The following is a 15405-nucleotide window of genomic DNA, read 5'->3' as shown; positions in this document are numbered from 1 at the left end:
AACACTTGCGCGGGCTTATAAGAAGATTTCCGTCTATCAAATCAATAAAAAATATTGCGCTCATGGTGAATTCGCTTGAACGGCAGGAACAAAATATTCAGGAAGCTTCAAAAATGAAATCCGAAGTTTTTGTTGTGAATTTGTTCCGGCAGTGTCTGGACAATTTTATTTCTTATGCGCAGTTAAAAGGAATTGAAATTTCTTGGACTTATTCATGCGGCGAAGAGCTTTGCGTTTTGGTTTTTCCTTTGTTTTTGGAAACTGTTTTTATAAATCTGATTGACAATGCGATAAAATATTCCACAGAAAAAACTGGAATTTCCGCAAACATTGAATGGGACAATTTGAATAAAACGCTGGTTTATAGAGTTTCAAATTTTTCTGAAAATATTTCGGAGCAAAACATTGAGCAGCTTTTTACGCTTGGTTTCCGCGGAAAAAGTATTTCAGAAAATATTGCGGGAATGGGAATCGGGCTTAATCTTGTGCAGCGGATTTGTAAATTATACAACGGAAATTGCCATGCGGTTTGTGTTCCAGTTTTTAAGGACGGAAAAAATTTGCACAAAGTTGTTTTTGAAGCCCGGCTTCCTCTTGAAATTGTTTCTGGTGCTGATAAAAATTGCGTTCAGAAAACAGAACAGCTTTTTTATGAAAATGACCAGGAGCTAAAAATTTCCGCGCTTCAAAATTATGATTTTTTGCAAATAATGCAAGGCGTAAAAATTCTTTGCGTTGAAGATAATCTTTCGCTTTTGGAAAATATTCAAAATATATTTAAACCGTACTGCACGGTTTTTGCCGCTTGCAATGGAAAGGATGCTCTTGAAAAAATAAAGGAAGAAATTCCCGATTTGATAATTTCGGATATGGTTATGCCGGTTATGGATGGAAAGGCTTTTTTTGAAATTTGCCGCAAGGACGAAAAGCTAAAGACAATTCCGTTTTTGTTTTTAACGGGCGTGCAGGATTCCAAACTTCGGCGCATTTCAATTGAGGAAGGAGCGGTGGATTATATTTTCAAGCCTTTTTCGCAAACGGAACTGCTTTTAAAAGTCTATTCGATTTTGTCTTTAAAAGTAAATGTTAAAAAAGATTTTGCAAGGACAATCACGGATTTTATAAACAGGTCGGCGGAATCTTTTTATGGCAGCAAATTGAATTCAGACTTGCCTTTTGCTTCTGCCGCTGATTCAAAGGAAAACAGAATTTGTGCCTATAAAAAATTCGGCTTGTCATCAAGGGAAATTGAAATTGCCGAGCTTTTGCTAAAGAATCAGACTAACAAGCAGATTGCAAAGGAGCTTTTTATTGCCACCAGCACGGTTGCAACTCACATTCAGCACATATATGAAAAATTCGGTGTAAAAAGCAGAAGCGAATGGATTCTGGCAGTTATGAGCTTGTAGCTGAATTTATTTTAAATGAAGAATCCGCTGATTTCTTGAGCCGCGGAATTGCAGTGAAATGTCCTTAAGCTCTTCTATAAAAGGTCCGTCTACAAGAACATCAATGCAGCTTAAAAATTGCTCTGTAAAGGCGCAGTGTTTTTTTCCGTCGGAAGGAAGAATGTCTTTGTCGTAAACGTAGCCTGTGTAGCACCAGATTGTTTTCTTGGGAAACATTTTTTTTACTTTTGATAAAAACGGCGCAAGAACTTCCTGATTTTCCGGCTCAAAAGGCTCTCCTCCAAGAACTGTAAGTCCTGAAATAAATTCCTTTGAAAGAGCTTCGATTATTTCGTTTTCTATTTCTTCTGTAAAAAGTTTTCCGTACTGAAAATTCCAAGTGCATTTGTTAAAGCAGCCCGGACAATGAACTCTGCATCCAGAAACAAAGAGGGAAACTCTAACACCTTCTCCGTTTGAAATGTCGAATTTTTTAATTTCTCCGTAGTACATTTATAAGTGCAGCACACGCTCTTTTATTTCCTGTGTGCGTCCCTGATTCCAGTATTGTGTTCCAATGTAGCCGCAGGTTCTTCTTGCAACGTTCATTGTGGCTTGGTCGTGATTTTTGCAGTTTGGACATTCCCAGATAAGTTTTCCGTCGCTGTCTGTTGCAATTTGAATTTCGCCCGTGTAGCCGCATTTTTGGCAGAAGTCGCTTTTTGTGTTCAGTTCTGCATACATTATGTTGTTGTAAATGTGCTTTAAGAGAGCCATTACAGCTGGAATATTGTTTTCCATGTTCGGAACTTCAACGTAACTTACAGCTCCGCCTGGCGAAAGTTTTTGGAATTCAGATTCAAATGAAAGCTTTGTAAATGCGTCGATTTTTTCTGTTACATTTACGTGATAGCTGTTTGTGATGTAATTTTTGTCTGTAACGCCTTCAATTATTCCGAATCTTTTTTTGAGGCACTTTGCAAATTTGTAAGTTGTGCTTTCAAGAGGAGTTCCATAAACGGAATAGTCGATGTGCTCGGCTTCCTTCCATTTTTTGCAGGCTTCGTTTAAGGCTTTCATGACATTGAGCGCAAAAGGCTTTGCATCTGGATCTGTGTGAGATTTTCCGGTCATGTAGCGCACGCATTCGCAAAGTCCGGCGTATCCAAGGGAAATTGTTGAATATCCGTTGTACAAAAGCTTGTCGATAACTTCGCCTTTCTTTAAGCGCGCCAAAGCACCGTTTTGCCATAGGATTGGCGCGGCATCAGATTTTGTTCCAAGAAGGCGTTCGTGGCGGATTCTAAGCGCTCTGTGGCAAAGTTCAAGCCGTTCCTGAAGAAGCTGATGGAATTTCATCATGTCGCCGCCAGAAGAGCAGGCTACATCAACAAGATTCAGCGTTACAACTCCCTGATTGAATCTTCCGTAGTATTTTGGCTTTCCAGTCAAGTCCAAGTAAGGCGTTAAAAATGAACGGCAGCCCATGCAAGGATAGCAGTTTCCGTTTCCTTTTGCATCGATTTTTAGCTCCAGCATTTTCTTTTCGCTGATGTAGTCTGGAACCATTCTACGCGCTGTGCATTTTGCGGCAAGTTCGGAAAGATAATAATACGGTGAGCCTTGTTCCACGTTGTCATTTTCAAGAACATAAATAAGCTTTGGGAATGCAGGAGTAATCCAGGCGCCTTTTTCGTTTTTTACTCCCTGATAACGCTGCTTGAGAACTTCTTCTATAATAAGCGCAAGGTCAGCTTTTTCCTGCTCGTTTTTTGCTTCATTCAAGTACATGAAAACCGTCACAAAAGGAGCCTGGCCGTTTGTTGTCATAAGGGTTATAACTTGATACTGAATTGTCTGAACTCCGCGCTTAATTTCGTCCTTTACGCGCTGTTCTACCATATAATCGAACTGCTCGGAAGAAACCTGAAGCCCTGTCGCTTTTATGAGTTCTGTTGTTTCAGCCATGATTTTTTTGCGGCTTACGTCTACAAACGGAGCAAGATGAGTGAGAGTAATGCTTTGTCCGCCGTACTGGCAGCTTGCAACTTGGGCTATAATCTGTGTGGCGATATTGCAGGCTGTTGAAAAAGAATGCGGGCGGTCAATTTTTGTTCCGCTGATTACAGTTCCGTTTTGAAGCATATCTTCAAGGTTTACAAGGTCGCAGTTGTGCATGTGCTGGGCAAAATAATCCGCATCGTGGAAGTGTATGATTCCTTCGTCATGGGCCTTGCAAATATCCGGATCCAAAAGAAAACGGCGTGTAATGTCTTTGCTGACTTCTCCAGCCATATAGTCGCGCTGAACAGAAACTACAGTCGGATTTTTATTTGAATTTTCCTGCTTGACTTCTTCGTTGTTTTCTTCAAGAAGGCTCATTATTTGCTGGTCTGTTGTATTTTCTTTGCGCAAAAGCTGATGGCGGTAGCGGTAGGTTATATAAAGCTTTGCAACTTCATAAGCCCCGTTCTGCATGATTCCATTTTCAACAAGGTCTTGAATGTCTTCAACATTAAGAGCGTGTCCTGAATTGTGGCATTCGATTTCAATATCATCAACAATGGATTCAATCTGGCTTTCTTTAAGGCGCTGCGATTCTCTAACCTGCTCGTTTGCCTTTCTTATTGCCGTTGAAATTTTATTGCGGTCATAAACAGCTTCCGCACCACTTCTTTTGATGATTTTCATGCTTTTCCCTCTTTTTTAGAAGCACCAATGTCTATATATGGTGTTACAAGTGTTCTTAGTATACTAGCAGTAGTGTTTTCAGTCAATAAAACGAGCCTTTTGCAAAAATTAAAGAATTCTGTAAACAAGCGGTTTATGCGTGTTTCTTGGTGGCAGATTTTTTTTGCTTTTTTTAACTGCGGAACTAAGGGGAAATCTTTAAAAATAAGGGTACAAAAGCGAAAATAATTCTAAAAATTCTGCATAATCAGTTGAATTGTCATACTTTTGCAATATTTAAGGAGTTTTAAGAGACTATTCTGTAAAAAAACAGCGCACTTTGTGGTTTTCTGAAATCTGCTTTAAAGGCGGAATTTCCGAGCGGCATTTTTCCTGCGCTTTTGGGCATCTGTGGGCGAACGGACATCCAGAAAGGTTTTCCAGCAGTGTTTTCATTTCGCCTGTTTTTTCAACTTGAAATTTTCCGCCTGCGCCGGCAAAAAGTGTCTGCGTGTATGGATGCAAGGCTTCCTTGTAAAGGTCTTTTGCCTCGGCTTCTTCTACAATCATTCCGCGGTACATTACGCCGATTGTGTCGCAAAAATAGCAGGAAACTTTTAAATCGTGGGCAATAAACAAAAATGAAAGTCCGCGTTTTTTTCTTAAATCCTGCAAGAGATTTAAAATTTGAGCCTGAACAGAAACATCCAGCGCACTTACAACTTCATCGCAAATCAGAAGCTCCGGCTCAAGAATCAGTCCTCGTGCAATTGAAATGCGCTGTCTTTGTCCGCCTGAAAATTCCTGCGGCCGTCTGTCTAAATCTGCTTTGTCTAGTCCGATTTCTTCAAGCAAGGCGGCGGCTTTTTCACGTGCCTGTTCTTTTCCTTGCCAATGCGATGAGTATTTTAAAGGCGATGATAAAATGCTTGCAATTGTCATGCGCGGATTCAGCGAGCGGGAAGGATCTTGAAAAATGTACTTTACTTTTTCCCTGTATGCGGCAAGCTCTTTTTTGTCCAGGTTTCCGACTTCAACAGGCTCTTCTTTTTCCTGCGGATTAAAATATATTTTTCCGGAATCAGCATTGTACATTCTTACTAAAAGCCGGGCTGTTGTTGTTTTTCCGCAGCCGCTTTCGCCAACAAGACCGTAAGTTTTTCCGCGCTCAATTTCAAATGAAACTCCATTTACGGCATAGACTTGCTTGTTCTTCTTTGCAAAGAATCCTGCGTCAAGACCAAAGTGTTTCTGTAGGTTTTCTGCGTGTAAAATTATATCTTTTTTCATATAAAAACAGCCCTTTTTATATTATTTTGTAGCATTTGAAGTTTTCTTTTTCGCATTCGTCCTTTTTAAAGCCGCATCTTGGAGCAAACGGACATCCGGGCTCAGGAGAGGCTGGATCTGTAACTCTTCCCGGAATAGAAGAAAGTTCTTGCTCTGTGTAGTGGCTTCCGAATTTTGGTGTGGAAGCTAAAAGTGCCTTTGTGTATGGATGCCGCGGATTTTTTATGATTTGAGCGGAAGTTCCTTTTTCCATGATTAGTCCGCCGTACATTACAATTATGTTGTCGCAAAGTGAAGCTACAAGGTCGATGTTGTGGCTTATGAAAATTATTGAAAGTCCGCGCTTGTCTCTTAAATCTGCCAGAAGTTCCACGATTTGCGCCTGAATTGTAACATCGAGCGCAGTAGTTGGCTCGTCCGCAATAAGAAGGTCGCAGCCTTGTGCAAGAGAAAGCGCAATGCTGATTCTTTGAAGCTGTCCTCCTGAAAACTGGTGCGGAAAATTCTTTAGGCGTTTTTCTGCATCTGGAAGTCCGACTTCATTTAAAAGTTCCACAGCGCGTTTTTTGCATTCTTCTTTTGAAAGTTCTGGCTCTGAATTTCTGAAAGTTTCCGCAAAAACATTTCCTATGCTTTGAAGCGGATCAAACGAGCGTCCGGGCTCTTGGAAGATACAGCCGATTTTTCTTCCGCGCAATTCCCTGAACTGATCTTGCGAAAGTGAAGTAAGCTCAATGCCTTTAAAGAAAATTCTTCCTTCAACAAAAGCGTTTCCCGGCAAAAGTCCTGAGATTGCCGTTGTTGAAACTGATTTTCCTGAGCCGCTTTCCCCGACAATTCCAAGAATTTCTCCGCGCTTCATTGAAAAAGTTACGCCGCGAACAGCCTGAATCTGAATATTCTTGTTTCCAGTTGTAACATCAAAAGTTACAAAAAGATTTTGCACAGTTAAAAATGAACGCTGAAGTTCCGCCATTGAAAATTCGCACTGAGCAGGATGTGTCTTGATTTTCTTTTCAAGCTGCCTTTTTTTCCAAGTTGGAAAAACTGAATGGAACGGATCATAAAAATCGCGCAAGGCATCGCCCAGAAAATTAAACGCAAGCGTTACGGCAAGCAAAAGCCACACAGGAGTTAAGAGCCACGGAAAATTTTTTAGGTTGTTCAATGTGGAAATATCGCGATTTATAAGCGAGCCCCAGCTTACAGCAGGATCATTTATTCCAAGTCCAAGATACGAAAGTGTTGTTTCGCTCATAATAAAGCCCGGAATCGAAAGCGTTGTGCTTACAATAAGAAGGCTTGCAATCTGCGGAATTATATATTTGAAAATTATTACAAGCGATGGAGTTCCTTCAAGGACTGCGTTTTGAACAAATTCTTCACGTTTGATTGAATGAACCATTCCACGCAACGTCCGCGCGCTTCCCGGCCAGCCTACAAGAGAAAGAATTACGGTGATGACCATGTAGGAAGTTCCAGAGTCCATGTTTGTGTTTAATAGCGAGCGTAAAAAAAGAATCAAGTAAAGGCTTGGAATGAGCATAAAAAATTCGCTGAACCGCATTATAAACCAGTCTGTTGAGCCGCCGTAAAATCCTGCGAGTCCGCCGAAAATTATTGCAAGAACTAATGAAACTGCGCTGGCAATAAATCCAATCGTAAGCGAAATTCTGCTTCCGTATACGATTCTTGAAAAAAGGTCTCGTCCTAAATTGTCTGCTCCGATTAAAAATACTGGGTATTGGTTTCCGTTTGAATCAGGCTCAGTTCCAAAAAGATGAAGGTCGCACGGAATAATTCCAAGTACTTTGTATTTATGTCCATGTACAAAAAATTTCAAGTTGTGCCGCAAATCCTTTACTTTTGCGTAATGCCAAGTTGTGCTTTCCAGAACTCTGAATTCGCGGACTTTTAAACCTTTGGAAGTCAGCTCAATATTTGCAGGATGAAAAGTATCTTCTGAAAAAGATGCGGTCGCTGAATATGGAGCAAAAAATTCAGCAAAAATCATGACAATATAAATCGCGGCAATCATGATTAAAGAGGCAAGCGCAACTGGTCGTCCTGTAATATATTTAAAAAGCTGCTTCATTTTGTTTTATTTTCCAATGGCAAATTTGCTTAGCGGAATTTCCTTTGAGCAAGACAAAGGCAAAGTTACTGATTTTAACTGCGGAAATGAAATGCCGCTTTCGAGCGCAAATGTAGGATTTGTTCCGGACTTGTTTATAATCTGCGTAATAAATTTTCCGGCTGTAATTGTGTTTACTGTGGCTGTGAGCGGAATTGTTCCGTCTGCGGAATTTATTTCATTTTGGGCAACATCAAGAGCTGTAAGTTCTTTTCCGCCTGAGCTTATTTTGCATGAATTTAAAATGTACTTCCAGTCTGCGCCGCCTTCATTTTTTACATTCAAGTTGAAATTTATTTTTACGTCCATGTTCACGTTGTCGAGCAAATTTTCTGCAATCGGTTTTCCAGAAGCCAGTGAAGTTGCCGCGCTTGCTGCTTTTACCGCCGAGATTCCGCTTTTTGTGAAAGAAGAAATAATTTCTTTTGCAGTCGGCAGAACAACTTTTGGACTTGAAAACGAAAAGCTTGGCTTGAATACTGGAACGTCAAAGTCTTTTGAAAACGGCAATGTTATTGAAGAAATCAGCGGAATGTTGTCTATTGTTGCGTTTCCCGCTATTTTGAATGGAAGCGTTTTTTCAGACTTGAAAGTTTTTGCAAAGTTCAGAATTGAATCATAAGGAATTTTAAAATTGAACGAATTTTCTTTTGTGGATTTTGCTGAAAGTCCAATACCTTCATCCGCAGTCAAAGTTGTAAAAGCTTCTCCGTTGCAAGTTATGTCTGCCGCAAGTTTTGCAAGCGAAAGTGAAACTGGATAGGGATTTTTGATTGCATAGTCGCACTTTAAAGTTATTCCTTCTGTGTCGAGCGAAACAAATGAAATTGAATTGAATGAAACTGATGGCTTTGGAATTTCCGTTGGAATCTTGTTTGTTGAGCAGGAAATCTGAACAAAAGCAAGCAATGCGCTCGCGGCAATAGTTAATAAAAATTTTTTCATAAAGCACTCCAAAAAATTATTTATATCTGATTCTAGGATCTACAATTGCAAGTGTGATGTCTGAAATAATCATTCCGGCAAGAACTAGCGCGGAAACAAACATGCTGTTTGCCAAAACAAGATTTACATCCTGCTGGGTTACAGCTTCGTACATCAGCCGTCCAATTCCCGGATACGAAAAAATTATTTCCAAAATCAAGCTTCCGCTGAAAAGGCTTGCAAGAAGATTTGCGCTGCCTGTTATATACGGATTGAGCGTGTTTTTAAAAGCGTGGTTTAAATAAATTCTGCGCTCGCAAATTCCGCGTGAACGAAGAGCCATGATGTACGGAAGCCCCATTTGATCTAGCATAGTTGAGCGGATCATTCTCATAGTTCCTCCGACTCCGCCAAGAAAAGATGCAAGCAACGGAAGAAAAATATGATGAACATAGCTGAATGAAAATTTCAGCGGATTTTCAGAAAATGGAAAATTCGGATAGCCTGTTACTGGAAAAAGTCCTGTTATAGATGCAAAAAGCTGCAAAAGAATTAAAAGCAAAATTCCCGGGAACGCATGAAAAAACAGCGCGAAAAATGTTGCCGCCACATCGGTTCTAGTTCCGGCTTTGCTAGAAAAATAAACTCCGAGCAAAAAAGAAAATGACGTAATAAAAACAAGCGAAATCAAATTCAGAACTATTGAATTTTTAAGTCGTGATAAAATTAAAAAACTTACCGGCGTTCTGGAAATCAAACTGATTCCAAGATCGTGATTTACAAAAACTCTTTTAAGCCAGTCCATATACTGCGCGTAAAACGGTTTGTCCAGCCCCAGTTCTTTTCTAAGCTGCTGGCCTTGGTCGGTTGTAAAACTGTTGTCTTTTGAAATTTGCGATGACGAAACCGAAGTTGAATTCATGGAAGATGCGATTTGCTGTGTCATCATCTGATCAACTATGTCTCCGGGAGCAAGTTCCATGAGTGCGAACATTGCAAGTCCCAGAAGAAAAAGAAGAGCCGCCATTGTTGCAATTCTTCCAGTTATAAAAGATGCAAGAGGACTTTGCTTTTTAAAGTAGTTCCATGGAAAAGAAATTGTTTCCCAAAGTTTTTTTAAAAATGCTGCCATATTTTTTCCTTACTGAATCTGCGACAAGAAAATCCGTTCCGTCATTGCTCCGTTCATGTTGTCATAAAAAAAGTTTGAAATATCCCATTTGCCTTGGAGCGCAAAAAAAGTTTTCATGCTTACAAGATAAATTATCGGGCATTGCTCAAGAATAATGGACTGGTATTCGTCCCAAATTTTTTTTGCTTGATTGAAATCATTTGTAAAAGAACCTTCGTTGTAAAGGTGGTCGATTCTAGCTTCCCATTCAGTTGCCGGAGTTTTTTGCTCTGGATACCAAAGATGCAAATTTCCGGTTGAAGGCCAGACGTTGCTTCCTTGAGTTGGAAAAATATTTGCGCCAAGTCCAATGAACACCGATTGCCAGTCATAAGTTGAAGTCAAAAGCTCAATCAGTTTTTGAAAATCAACTTGACGCACGTTTACGGTTATTCCTACGCTTGAACATTCGTCTGCCACAATCTGCGCCATGTCATTTGTGGTTGCGCTGGATGAAGCGATTGTAAGGTCAAATGAAATTTCGTTTCCAAAGGCATCGCGCATTGTTCCGTTTGAATCTTGGTTTATTCCGATTTTTGACAAAAGCCGCAAAGCCATTTCCTTGTCGAATCTGTATTTGAGTGTGATTGCTTCGTTGTAATATGGATTCACGCTTGGAAAAAAATTGTATTTTGGCTCGGCAAGTCCGCGGTAAGTCTGCGCAATTATTCTTTCACGGTTTAAAAGGCAGCTCATTGCCTGACGGAATTCTTTTTTTGTAAACCAGCTGTAGAAATTTTTTCCTCTGTTTTTTGGATTCTGATTGAAAGTCCACATTGCAGTTCCAATTGAGCCTTCCGAGCGGAAAACTTTGTAAGAATCTTTTTGTCCGTTTATCACAGCGTCAACTTCCTCTGGAACAGGCGAATAAGATTCCATTTTTCCTTGCTTGAACAAAAGATATTCAGTCCGCGGATTTCCTACAATTTGAACTGTCTTTGTGTCTATGTAAGTTGTGGTTTTTCCTTGCGAATCTTTTTCCCAGTAGTACGGATTTTTTTTGTACACGATTCTCTGGCCCGGAATATATTCGGCTATGTACCATCTTCCCATTGAAGGAATCTCCCGGACATTGCACGAAGCCTTGAACAAGTCTTTTACGCCTTCCGCGCCTTTTTCTTCCTTTGCTTTTTTATAAATGAAAGCCGGACAAAAGTTCATGTTTGTGGCAAGAAGCGGATCTGCTATAATCCGCGGAAAAACAAAGTCAAACTGCCTATCGTTTATTTTTACACATTCAATGCGAGCAGAAGTTCCGTCTGGCATGGAAACAAACTGTCCGTTGTAGCCTGAACTTTGGAACGCTGGATCTCCTGCAATTTCGTTGTACCAAAAAACAATATCGTCAGAAGTTACAGGAACTTTTTTGTCTGAACCGTACCAAGTCCAGTAAAGATTTTCGCGCAAAGTGTAATGGACGGTGAGCGTGTTTTTTTCCTTGTTGGTTTTAACTTCAAAGAATGCCGCTTTTGGAAACCATTTTTTTTCAGCATTGTCATAGTCCACAAGGCAATCCAAAGTCTGGTTTATAATTCCTGCGCTTTCCGCATCGCGCTCTGCAATATACTGATTGAAAGTTTTTGGGTCTGCGCTTATTGAAGAAAGCCATTCGCCGCCTTCTGTTCCGTCTGTAAATCCGCCGCCTTTCCATGGCTTGTAAAGTGTTTTTTCAAGAAGAAGCGAGCCTGAATTTTTTTTGTATTCCGCAATTTCTTCAAGTGTCATTTCAGGAGATTTTTGTCCGCAGCTAAAAAACAAGCCGGCGCATAAAAACAAAGCGAATGTTTTTTTCATGTTACGCTCCTACGGTTATAGTTCCTTTAAAAACATCCCGGAGAATTTTTACTTCTGTTGGAATTTCCTGTTTTTTTTCTTCAACTTTTTTTGGAACAAACTGAATTTCAAAGCTTATAGTCCGCCCGTAAACTTTAGAAAGATACTCTGAAATTTTAAAAGCCTGCTGCTGAATTTGCATTTGCTCAAACTGATTTTCACTTATTGCGCTTGCCCTGTTTTCTTCAAGCTTCCATTCTTTTGTCTGCATTAAAGTGCTTGCAAGCAAAGCGTCATCTATAGAAAAATCAGAAATCATTGCATCTTTTACTTTTTCTATGTCCGAAGTGTCCACATTTTTTGCTGCGGATTCTTTTTGCTGCGGAATGTCAGTCTTTTGCTCTAAAGGCTTGTTTTCTGTCTCTGCTGAAAATTTTTCAGGCGGTTCAGCTCCGCCATCATAAAAAGAGTCTTCGTCTTCTTCCAGCGCGCTGAATGTGGGAATTGGAGCGGGAACAGATAAAAACGAATTTCTTGGCGCATTTATATTTGCTGGTTCATTTTTTTTTTCAGCAGGAATTTTTCTTTGCAAGTTTGAATTTGCCAGAATCGGTTTTACAGCGTCAATTGCTTTTTTTACTTCCGCCGCGGAAACATAATCCTTGAGCCAGCAAAGCCTTGAAACTGCAAGTTCAAATTCGTATCTTGGACTTAAAGAATAACGCACGTCTCTGTAAAGCTGCATGAAAATTCCAAGAGCTCTTTCTATCTGCACGGAATTCCAGGAATCCAATACTTCCTTAGAAAAACGGTCTGCGCTTTGTCCTAGCAATGACTCTTTTTTTACGCCGCTCTTTATAAGAAGAAGTGAACGCAAATAATCCGCGCAGTTTGAAACAAGCTGCTCAATGCTTACTCCGTTCTGCAAATATTCATCAAGCTTTAAAAGCGCGTTTTCTGAATCTTTTTTTACACAGAAACCGAATATTTCATTCAGGCGGTCAACTCCCACAAGCCCGAGTTTGTCGCGGATTTTTTCGTAAGTGATTTCTCCGCCGGAAAAAGCAGCAACCTGATCAAAGAGCGTGTACGAGTCTCTCATTGAACCAGTTGATTCTCTTGCAATCCAGTAAAGCGCTTCGTCTTCTGCCTTTATTCCAAGTTCGCTGGCGGCTTCTGCAAGCTGCTGTTTTACTTTTTCAATTGGAACAAGCCTAAAGTTGAACTGCTGGCATCTTGATTTTATTGTGGCTGGAACTTTTTGTATTTCCGTAGTTGCGAAAATAAAAATGCAGTATGGCGGTGGCTCTTCAATTGTCTTTAAAAGCGCGTTGAATGCAGAAGTTGAAAGCATATGCACTTCATCGATTATGTAGATTTTGTATCTGCATGAATTCGGCGGAAACAAAACTTCATCTTTTATCTGGCGAACATCGTTAACGCTTGTATTTGAAGCACCGTCTATTTCAATTACGTCGAGCGAAGAGCCTGCTGTTATTTCTTTGCACGCTGCGCATTCTCCGCACGGAAAAGCTGTAGGACCTTTTTGGCAGTTCAGAGCTTTTGCAAGGATTCTTGCGGTTGATGTTTTTCCGCAGCCTCTTGGACCTGAAAACAAATATGCGTGAGCTATTTTTTTTGATTGAATTGAATTCTTGAGAGTTTCTGCAACGAATTCCTGACCAACAAGATTGTCAAAATTCTGTGGACGACGCCTTGTCGCCGTAACTTCGTAAGCCATATCTTATAGAATACAGTAAAAAATCAATATTTACAACGGCAGTTTTTATAAGGGAAAAGCTATAGAATTTTTGTTTCCTGTTCTAAGTGGAATGCGCTTCCTATTCAAGCAGGAACAGCATTTTTGTTTTAAACGGAAGCTCTTTCCTATTAGAGCAGGAATGATTTCTTCTATATTATGATTATGTAAGCTTGAATCTGACTGGGTATCTGTATCTTACGGCGCAAGGTTTTCCGTTGATTAGTGCCGGAACGCAGTCTATTCCGTTGAACGCTGCAACTGCCGCTTCTGCAAATCCGTAGCCGGGGTCTTTTAGCACGTTGATTTTTACGACTTTTCCTTTTGGGTCAATAAAAAGTTCAAGCACAACTACGCCTTCAATTCCTTGCTTTTTTGCCATCTGCGGATAAGAAAGCCGGCTTAAAACTTTTTTTGCAGGAAACGCCGGGGCTTTTGAAATTTTATGCTGAGGAACATATTCCTCGAACGGCTCAGGTTCTGCCTCTTCTTTTTGCTCTTTAGTGATTTCTTCCTCTTTTTTCTCCTCGACTTTTTCACTTGCTTTTGGCTCTTTTTGTTTTGCCACTTCAACTTCTTTTTTTGGAGCGGATTTTAGCTTGGGCGGCGGCGGAAGATATTCCTGAACATCAACGAGCTTGAACACTTTTGTTTCTATAAAATCTTCCTCTTTAAGCTCCTTTTCAGCCTTTCCCTTAAAAAGACAAAATGCCCCAATATGAAAAAGAATCGTTACAATAAGTATGAACGGCTTGTAGCATTTCTGGCAGAACTGACAAAATTTTGCATTCTTTATCATATTACAACTCCTTTACAACAAAGCTCACAACTCTGTGCTGAAGCGACTGCAAAACTGACACAACCGAATTCACATATTTATACGGCGTGTTTTTGTCGGCAATTATGTGAATGCGCACATCGGGATGCTCGGCAATTGCGGAAACAATTAGCGCTTCTAAAAGTTCTGGCGTTACATTCTGCTTGTCCGCGCTTACAGTTCCGTCTTTCTGAATCCAGATTTCAAAGTTGTGCTCAAGGCTGGTTTTCTGCAGCTGCTTTGCTTCGGAATATTCAATGTGCTCTTCATAACGCTGGTTCATAAGTGAAATGAGCATTATAAAAATCAGCAGAAGAAATCCGATGTCCGACATTGAGGACGTTGTTATGCTCGCTTTTCTTTTTTTGCGTTTTATGTTCATACGCCGCCTTCCATTTTAAAGCAGAAGTTTTCTATATTAAGGTTTCTTATTTCGTAAATCACATCGACCACATTTTGATAAGGAGTTTCAGGATTTATCGAAAGAAGAAAAGTCATGTTCGGCCATTCTTTTTGTTTTTCTTGCAATGCGGCGCAAAGTTCTTCAAGATTTGAATTTTCCCCGTTGAGAATGAGAGTTCCGTCTGCATTCAGGCTGGCTTTCATAAGATCATTTTGCTGGACAACTTTCGGTTTTTCCTTTGATGGAAGATTCAGCACAAATCCCTTGTTCACGTTGAATCCCGCAATCACAATGAAAAACACAATCAAAAGAAAGCTCAAGTCCTGAAGCGAGCCTGAGCTTGTGTCTTCAAAAGGTCGTCTTCTGCTTTTAATCATTTTTGGCACCAAGAAGTTCCGGAACAATGTCGTTTACGGCTTTTGAAGTTTCTGCGGCAAAGACATCAACTTTCTGAACAAAAAGGTTGTAGGCAACAAGAGCGACAATTGCGATTATAAGTCCGAAAACTGTTGTAATGAGAGCCTCGTAGATTCCGCCTGCGACAAGCTGCGCATTTACATCTGTAGCATCTGCAATCGACTTGAACGCGCCAATCATTCCGGAAACTGTTCCCAAAAATCCTGTGAGAGGCGCAAGTGAAGAAAGTGCTGTAAGATAGTTGAAGCCGTTTTCCATTCTGCGGATTCTTTCCTGGGCCTCGCTTTCTGCTGCTTTTTCCATTCTTGACTCTCCGAATTTTGAATTCTGAAGAAGGGCCAGAAGAACTGTTGCGGCTGTTTTTTTTCGGCTGAATGAAGAGAGAAGCTGTTCCGCCTCGTCCTTTTTGTTTTGCCTCAAAAGTTCTTTTACCCGGCTGCTTAAAGATGAAACATTGCAGTCGTGCCAGAAAAGGTAAATGCAGCGTTCCAGAACCAGCGCGAATGTCGCAATGCTAAAAACAAGAAGAACCCACATAAACGGTCCGCCAAGCTTAAAAAGTTCAACTAAATTGAATGTCATAATTTTCTCCCATAAAAATCAGTTTTTTATCTGTCATTCTCGTGCTTGACACGGGAATCTTGTACAGCATAACATTG

Annotated in this window: 13 protein-coding genes; 1 reads left to right on the top strand and 12 read right to left on the bottom strand. The window is 40.3% G+C overall.

The window, feature by feature from the left end; translation table 11 throughout:
* Positions 1-1409 (top strand): response regulator (locus Q0N70_RS08105; RefSeq protein WP_294015664.1); only part of this gene is annotated, 1409 nt, incomplete at its 5' end.
* Positions 1410-1415: 6 nt separating this feature from the next.
* On the opposite strand, the gene nrdG is transcribed toward Q0N70_RS08105, so the two are convergent.
* From nrdG to Q0N70_RS08045, 12 genes are all read right to left on the bottom strand, one after another.
* The gene (nrdG, locus tag Q0N70_RS08100) at positions 1416-1901 is read right to left on the bottom strand and encodes an anaerobic ribonucleoside-triphosphate reductase activating protein (protein WP_294015662.1); all 486 of its coding nucleotides are present in this window, start codon (positions 1899-1901) and stop codon (positions 1416-1418) included.
* Positions 1902-4079, bottom strand: a complete 2178-nt coding sequence (gene nrdD / locus Q0N70_RS08095; protein ID WP_294015660.1) for an anaerobic ribonucleoside-triphosphate reductase — start codon at positions 4077-4079, stop codon at positions 1902-1904. It lies immediately after the preceding gene.
* A 294-nt stretch (positions 4080-4373) separates the two neighbouring features.
* Entirely contained in the window at positions 4374-5348 is a 975-nt protein-coding gene (locus Q0N70_RS08090; RefSeq protein ID WP_294015658.1) for an ABC transporter ATP-binding protein, read from the bottom strand.
* Between the two features lie 16 nt (positions 5349-5364).
* Positions 5365-7443 (bottom strand): dipeptide/oligopeptide/nickel ABC transporter permease/ATP-binding protein, encoded by a 2079-nt coding sequence (locus tag Q0N70_RS08085; RefSeq protein ID WP_294015656.1) that lies wholly within the window; start codon positions 7441-7443, stop codon positions 5365-5367.
* A 6-nt stretch (positions 7444-7449) separates the two neighbouring features.
* Complete coding sequence (locus tag Q0N70_RS08080) at positions 7450-8427, bottom strand: LEA type 2 family protein (protein WP_294015654.1); 978 nt, start codon at positions 8425-8427, stop codon at positions 7450-7452.
* A gap of 16 nt (positions 8428-8443) precedes the next feature.
* The gene (locus tag Q0N70_RS08075; RefSeq protein WP_294015651.1) at positions 8444-9538 is read right to left on the bottom strand and encodes an ABC transporter permease; all 1095 of its coding nucleotides are present in this window, start codon (positions 9536-9538) and stop codon (positions 8444-8446) included.
* A gap of 9 nt (positions 9539-9547) precedes the next feature.
* Entirely contained in the window at positions 9548-11371 is a 1824-nt protein-coding gene (locus tag Q0N70_RS08070; protein WP_294015649.1) for an ABC transporter substrate-binding protein, read from the bottom strand.
* A 1-nt stretch (position 11372) separates the two neighbouring features.
* A complete protein-coding gene (dnaX, locus tag Q0N70_RS08065) occupies positions 11373-13091 on the bottom strand; it encodes a DNA polymerase III subunit gamma/tau (protein WP_294015647.1) in 1719 nt (572 codons plus the stop codon).
* A gap of 181 nt (positions 13092-13272) precedes the next feature.
* The gene (locus Q0N70_RS08060) at positions 13273-13908 is read right to left on the bottom strand and encodes an energy transducer TonB (RefSeq protein WP_294015645.1); all 636 of its coding nucleotides are present in this window, start codon (positions 13906-13908) and stop codon (positions 13273-13275) included.
* Between the two features lies 1 nt (position 13909).
* The gene (locus tag Q0N70_RS08055; RefSeq protein WP_294015644.1) at positions 13910-14308 is read right to left on the bottom strand and encodes a biopolymer transporter ExbD; all 399 of its coding nucleotides are present in this window, start codon (positions 14306-14308) and stop codon (positions 13910-13912) included.
* Positions 14305-14706 (bottom strand): biopolymer transporter ExbD, encoded by a 402-nt coding sequence (locus Q0N70_RS08050; RefSeq protein WP_294015643.1) that lies wholly within the window; start codon positions 14704-14706, stop codon positions 14305-14307. Before Q0N70_RS08050 ends, Q0N70_RS08055 begins: the two co-directional genes overlap by 4 nt.
* Positions 14699-15328: a MotA/TolQ/ExbB proton channel family protein gene (locus Q0N70_RS08045; protein ID WP_294015642.1), complete on the bottom strand. Its 630-nt coding sequence runs from the start codon at positions 15326-15328 to the stop codon at positions 14699-14701. The genes Q0N70_RS08050 and Q0N70_RS08045 overlap by 8 nt, the downstream gene beginning before the upstream one ends.
* Between the last annotated feature and the right edge of the window lie 77 nt (positions 15329-15405).

The sequence above is a fragment of the uncultured Treponema sp. genome, assembly GCF_945873775.1.
Classification (GTDB): Bacteria; Spirochaetota; Spirochaetia; order Treponematales; family Treponemataceae; genus Treponema_D.
Note: the sequence above shows the minus strand (reverse complement) of the source record. Positions and strands in the feature narration are given on the sequence as shown.